Source organism: Halanaerobium sp., assembly GCF_003070835.1.
Genome location: NZ_QBLR01000244.1, coordinates 1 through 5,283, shown reverse-complemented (window position 1 = coordinate 5,283; position 5,283 = coordinate 1). Strand labels below are relative to the sequence as shown.

The 5,283-nt window shown below is 31.0% G+C and carries 4 protein-coding genes and 1 pseudogene; all 5 read right to left on the bottom strand.

Annotation, left to right across the window (positions count from 1 at the left end):
* Positions 1-301: 301 nt before the first annotated feature.
* A complete protein-coding gene (locus tag CI949_RS16450) occupies positions 302-1,177 on the bottom strand; it encodes a carbohydrate ABC transporter permease (protein WP_091403615.1) in 876 nt (291 codons plus the stop codon).
* 57 nt (positions 1,178-1,234) lie between these two features.
* Positions 1,235-2,452, bottom strand: coding sequence for an ABC transporter substrate-binding protein (locus CI949_RS16445; protein WP_091403616.1), 1,218 nt, complete (start codon positions 2,450-2,452; stop codon positions 1,235-1,237).
* A 158-nt stretch (positions 2,453-2,610) separates the two neighbouring features.
* Complete coding sequence (locus CI949_RS16440) at positions 2,611-3,972, bottom strand: MFS transporter (protein ID WP_091403618.1); 1,362 nt, start codon at positions 3,970-3,972, stop codon at positions 2,611-2,613.
* Positions 3,965-5,119, bottom strand: a complete 1,155-nt coding sequence (locus CI949_RS16435; protein WP_290768272.1) for a galactokinase — start codon at positions 5,117-5,119, stop codon at positions 3,965-3,967. Before CI949_RS16435 ends, CI949_RS16440 begins: the two co-directional genes overlap by 8 nt.
* A pseudogene (locus CI949_RS21010) lies at positions 5,119-5,283 on the bottom strand (galactose-1-phosphate uridylyltransferase); the annotation flags it as partial. The gene CI949_RS16435 and the pseudogene CI949_RS21010, both read right to left, overlap by 1 nt.

Genomic DNA, 5,283 nt, shown 5'->3' with positions numbered 1-5,283 from the left:
GTGAGGGCAAACATCGGTTCAATTCCTGAAGTGGTATTTTCAATGACATACAGAAGGAACTGTAATTATGAATGTATTCCTAAAATAAGTTTTCATATTTCCCTGTTCCCAAGAGTTGGCAAAATTTTCCCATACCAATTGTTGAGGTGGTTTCCACCATGAAGTCGAAGCCATTATCTCATCCATCGATTTTAAAGATGTAAAAGTAGTTATGAAAAACGGGATAAGCCAAACTATCACTATTAAAAGCGATAATATGTAAAACATCATTCTAATTGATAATTTTCTATTTTTCATTTTCTCACTCCTCGTTTTTCATTACATTTAGTAAATACAATATAATAAACCCAAATGTTATTGCAAATTGTATAACAGCTATTGCAGATCCATACCCCATCCTGTAATTGTTAAAAGCTTCTATATACATAAAATTTGCTAAAACGGTTGAACTATGGAAAGGGCCTCCTTTTGTCATAACAAATACAATATCAAAGGCTCTTAAAGAATCTATAATACTTACAGTTACTGCAACTATCATAGAAGGCCTTAAGGCCGGCAAAATTATATTCCAAAACCTCTGCCAAGCATTGGCACCATCGACATAGGCAGCTTCAACTTGGTCTTTGCTAACATTTTTCAATCCTGCTAAAAACAAAACCATCACATATGGAATTTGCCTCCAAATAGCTGCAAATATAAGGGAAAAAGTAACAACCTGAGGGTCTGAAAGCCATGGTGTAATTAAAAAGTCTAGCCCTATCGCATCAAGAAATGAGTTCAAAGCTCCGTATTGTGGTTCATATATCCACGACCACATAGTCCCAATTACTACAAATGATAATGTCATTGGTAAATAAACTAATGTTTTGAATAGTTTACTGCCAGGTAGTTTCATATCCAAAAGCATTGCAAAACCAAGTCCTACTGGTACAGGTATGATAATAAATAATATAAACCATTTAATATTGTTCATTAAAGCCGTTATGAATATTCTGTCTCCAAACAACATTCTAAAATTATCTAAACCAATAAAATCTATATTTTTACTCAAACCGTCCCAACTTGAAAAGCTATAGATAAAAGTTCTTCCTATTGGAACTAATACCCAAATTATATACATTATAAGTGGTAAAGCTAAAAATGCCCATGGAACCCACCATCTCTTTTTAGTGAGCATAAAATCACCTCATTAAATCTTAAAAATATAGGGGGAGATTAATCCCCCTGGCAATTATTAATTATAAATTCTTTGTCTTATATTTTCCAAGTTTTCCAAAATTGCATCGATTCTGTTTGGGAACATCATGAATTCAACAAATCCATTCATTGCATTATTTGCCATTTCTGGATCCATGTCTCTATCAAAGAATTGCATAACTCCATCTGATTCAAGAATCATATCCATACCAGCTTGTGCGTGGGCATCTGGCGGAGTAACTTTTTTATTGGCAGCTAATCTACCTAATTCATCAGCAAAATACTGTTGAGATTCTTTCCCAGCTATGTATTTCATAAACAATTTTGCATCTTCAATATTTTTAGCATTTTTTGGTACCATAAATCCATCAATTGGAGTATCTTCATAAACCCCTACATTTGAGTCTATTATTGGGAATCTAAAGAAATCTATATCGTCTTTTACATTTTCTGGTGCAACATCTTTTATAAATTGACCCATTAGGTACATTCCAGCTTCTCCAGTAAAAAGTCTATTTGCAGCTTCTTGCCAGCTGTATGCAGAGTGATTATTAATAAAGTATCCTTTATCTACCATTTCTTTCCAGTATTCAAAAACTTTTTTAACTCTTGGATCTGTAAATGGAACTTTACCTGCTGTAAATTCCGTGTGGAATTCGATGCCATTAATTCTCATATTTAAATAGTCAAACCATCCACCGGCTGTCCATAAAAATTTTGTTCCAATAGCCATAGGGATTTTACCGTTTTCTTTTAAAGTTTCATTTACTGCCATAAATTCATTCCATGTTTTTGGAATTTCTAAACCTAAATCTTTGAATACAGCTTTGTTATAATAAACTCCCCACCAGTACCAGCTTTGAGGAATAAAATAAATGTTGTCTTGATAAGCCGATGCAGTTCTAAACGCTTCTGGGAATTCCTCTTCAAAACCATTAGGAAAAATATCATCTAATGGTTCCAAAAATCCTTTTTCTGCAAAATATCTCATTCTTTCTCCTGCAAACCAAGTAACAACATCAGGTGCATTGTTAGAACCTAACCAAGTTCTTAATAGTGTTTTAAAATCTTCATGTGCAAAAGTATTAACAGTTACATCAATTTCTGGATACATTTCTTCAAAATCTGCAACTAATTTAGAAAATACTTCTTTAGGTGCTGGATCTGACATGTATGAGTTTATAACCAAAGTTCTTGCTGAAAAAACAAAAAGTACCAAAGTTAATATCGTTAAAGTTAACGTTAACTTTTTCATTGTTACACCCCCTGTGTGTGAAATTGAATTTCTTAATAAAATCTTACAATATTAAATAACTATTTACAAATTCAGATAAGTCTATCTAGCCATAATTATTCTCAATTATTAACGTTAACGTTCACTATGAATAATAAATTACAAAAATGAATATATTTTTAATCTTTCTTATTAACACTAAGCATTTTCTTTTCATCGTACATTAAAAAAAATATTAAACCTAATAAACTGAAAGCGGCTGCTACAGGCCCTGTTAACCTAATGCCTAATGAATCTCCAATATCTTTTCCAAATAACAATAAAGAAGAAAATATAAACATGGATAGCATTTGACCTATTTTAGACATAAGAGTTCTTACACCATAAAAAATAGCTTCTTTTTTATTACCTGTAGTGACAGCATCATGTTCAGCTATATCTGATAAAATTGCATTTGGTAGTATCCCAAAAACTGCCATTGGAAATGCTGCTAAAGCTATTAAAACATATATTTGAATAGTATTAGGTATAAACCATATATCCATTCCTAATGTGAATACAAGTAAGTACATGATTGTGAAAAAACTAAAAGCTATAATCATCAATTTCTTTTTACCTATCTTTCTTGCAGTTAAATTTACAAATGGATAGAATAAGAAAGACAACACTCCTAATAAAATAAATATTGTTGAATATAAACTTTCAGGTAACTCAAGTAAAACTGTTATGTAATAAATCAAACCTGTTTGTAGAATGGTCAGAGCTAAAAAATATGAAAGATCAGAAATAGCAAAAACTCTAAATTCTTTTTTTGAAAAGGCTGATTTTAAAGCTTCCATCATATTTATTTCTGATGGTTTTGATTCCGAATATTTTCTTTCATCTATAAACCATATAGGAAACATCAAAAATAAAAAAGAAAGTCCAGCTAATCCAATAAAAGTATATCTAATAGCTAAAACCTTATCTATTCCCATTTCAGCTAATTTATTCCATATCATTGCTGCTTGAGAAGCTACTGCAGTTCCAAGAAAAAACGTAACTGATATATATGTAGATAAATTTAATCTTTCATTTGCAGTTTTCCCCAATTCTGGTATGAGTGCAAAATAAGGAGTAACATACATTGTGTAGAATATATAAAAAGTCAATAATGTGATAGTTAGCCAAACTACATTAAACCCACTAATATAATCTACTGGTGGCCAGAATATCAGTACAGTTAAAACAGAAAAAGGTATAACTGCAATTTTTAAAAATGGAATTCTTCTACCTTTTGGAGATTTATGTCTATCTGATAAAGTAGCAATCCACGGATCTGTTATAGCATCTAGCGCTCTTCCTGCAATGGTTATTAATCCAATAATTGTAAAAATTCCAAATATATTCCCTTGAGGAATAAAATAAGGTATTTCTGCACTTTCTGGTGGTGAATAAAAATAAACTAAATAAGAATTAATTAGTCCCATTAAAATAGCCCAACCTAATTGGCCTATAGAAAATGCTATTTGTTTTGACAAAGGCAATTTTGGTCTATCCATCAATATCCCCCCCTAATTTTTTAACTCCATCATTAATATTACTTATATAGAATGACGGTTTATATCCTATTTTTTCAAAATATTCTTTAGATATATTTCTTTCAAAATTTTCTATTTCATCTTCTTTTACCAAAGCTATAGCACAGCCACCAAAACCTGCCCCTGTCATTCTTGCTCCAATACAACTTTCTTGTTTTTGGGAAGAATTAACTATTGTATCAAGTTCTATGCCTGTAACTTCAAAATCTTCTTTCAGTGATTTATGCGACTGGTTTAAAAGTTCTCCAAATTTTTTCAAATCGCCCTTTTTAAGAACTTCTATAGATTCTAAAACTCTTTTTTCCTCTGTTATCACATGTTTTGCCCTTTTTCTAATGATGGGATCTTTTATATATTTCAAATCATCAATACTTGCTTCACACAAGTTATTTATATCTTTTTTTGAGTTTATCAGTTCAAAAGCTTTTTCACACTGATATTTTCTTTCATTATAAGATGAACCAGATAATTCTCTCTTTTTGTTAGTATTTATTATTACCAATTTATAATTTTTCAAAAATACTGGAACATATTCATAGTTTAAACTGTGAGTATCTAACAAAATCCCATGATCTTTTTTCCCAAATACTATTGAAAATTGATCCATTATGCCGGATTGGACACCAATAAATTCATTTTCAACTTTTTTCCCCAACAAAGACAACCTTTTTTTAAAATCATCATTATTTTTTCTTTCTGAAGAAATTATATAGCCAATTATCATTTCTAACGAAGCTGATGAGGATAATCCTGCTCCATCTGGTAGATTCGATTTCAAGTATATATTTAAAGATTTTTTTGGGTTTTCAATGAATTTATACATTCCCCTTGCATAATTTCCCCAACCATATTTTTGATCGAACTCTATTTTTTCTTTGGGATCTATTACAACTTCATTCTCAAATGATTCAGATTTGATAACTATAAGATCATCATTTCTTTTTCCAACTGCAGCCGTTATCCCAATTGAAAGTGCTGCTGGAAAAACATTTCCTCCATTATAATCTATATGCTCACCAATTAAATTGACCCTACCAGGTGCGAAATATAATTGGACTTTTTGACTAGGCTCATCAAAATACCTTCTGTATGAATCAACAATATTCATTATATCCCTTCTTTTTCCCTATAGCTATCTATAGCCTTTTTTAAAACTGGAGCCGTATCTTCAACAGCCATTGTATTGGCTGCTGCCCACGCTCCCATTTCAGAAGAAGCATACCATTTAATTTTGTTTTCATCTCTCAACGGAGGGTAAAATTCTATATGAAA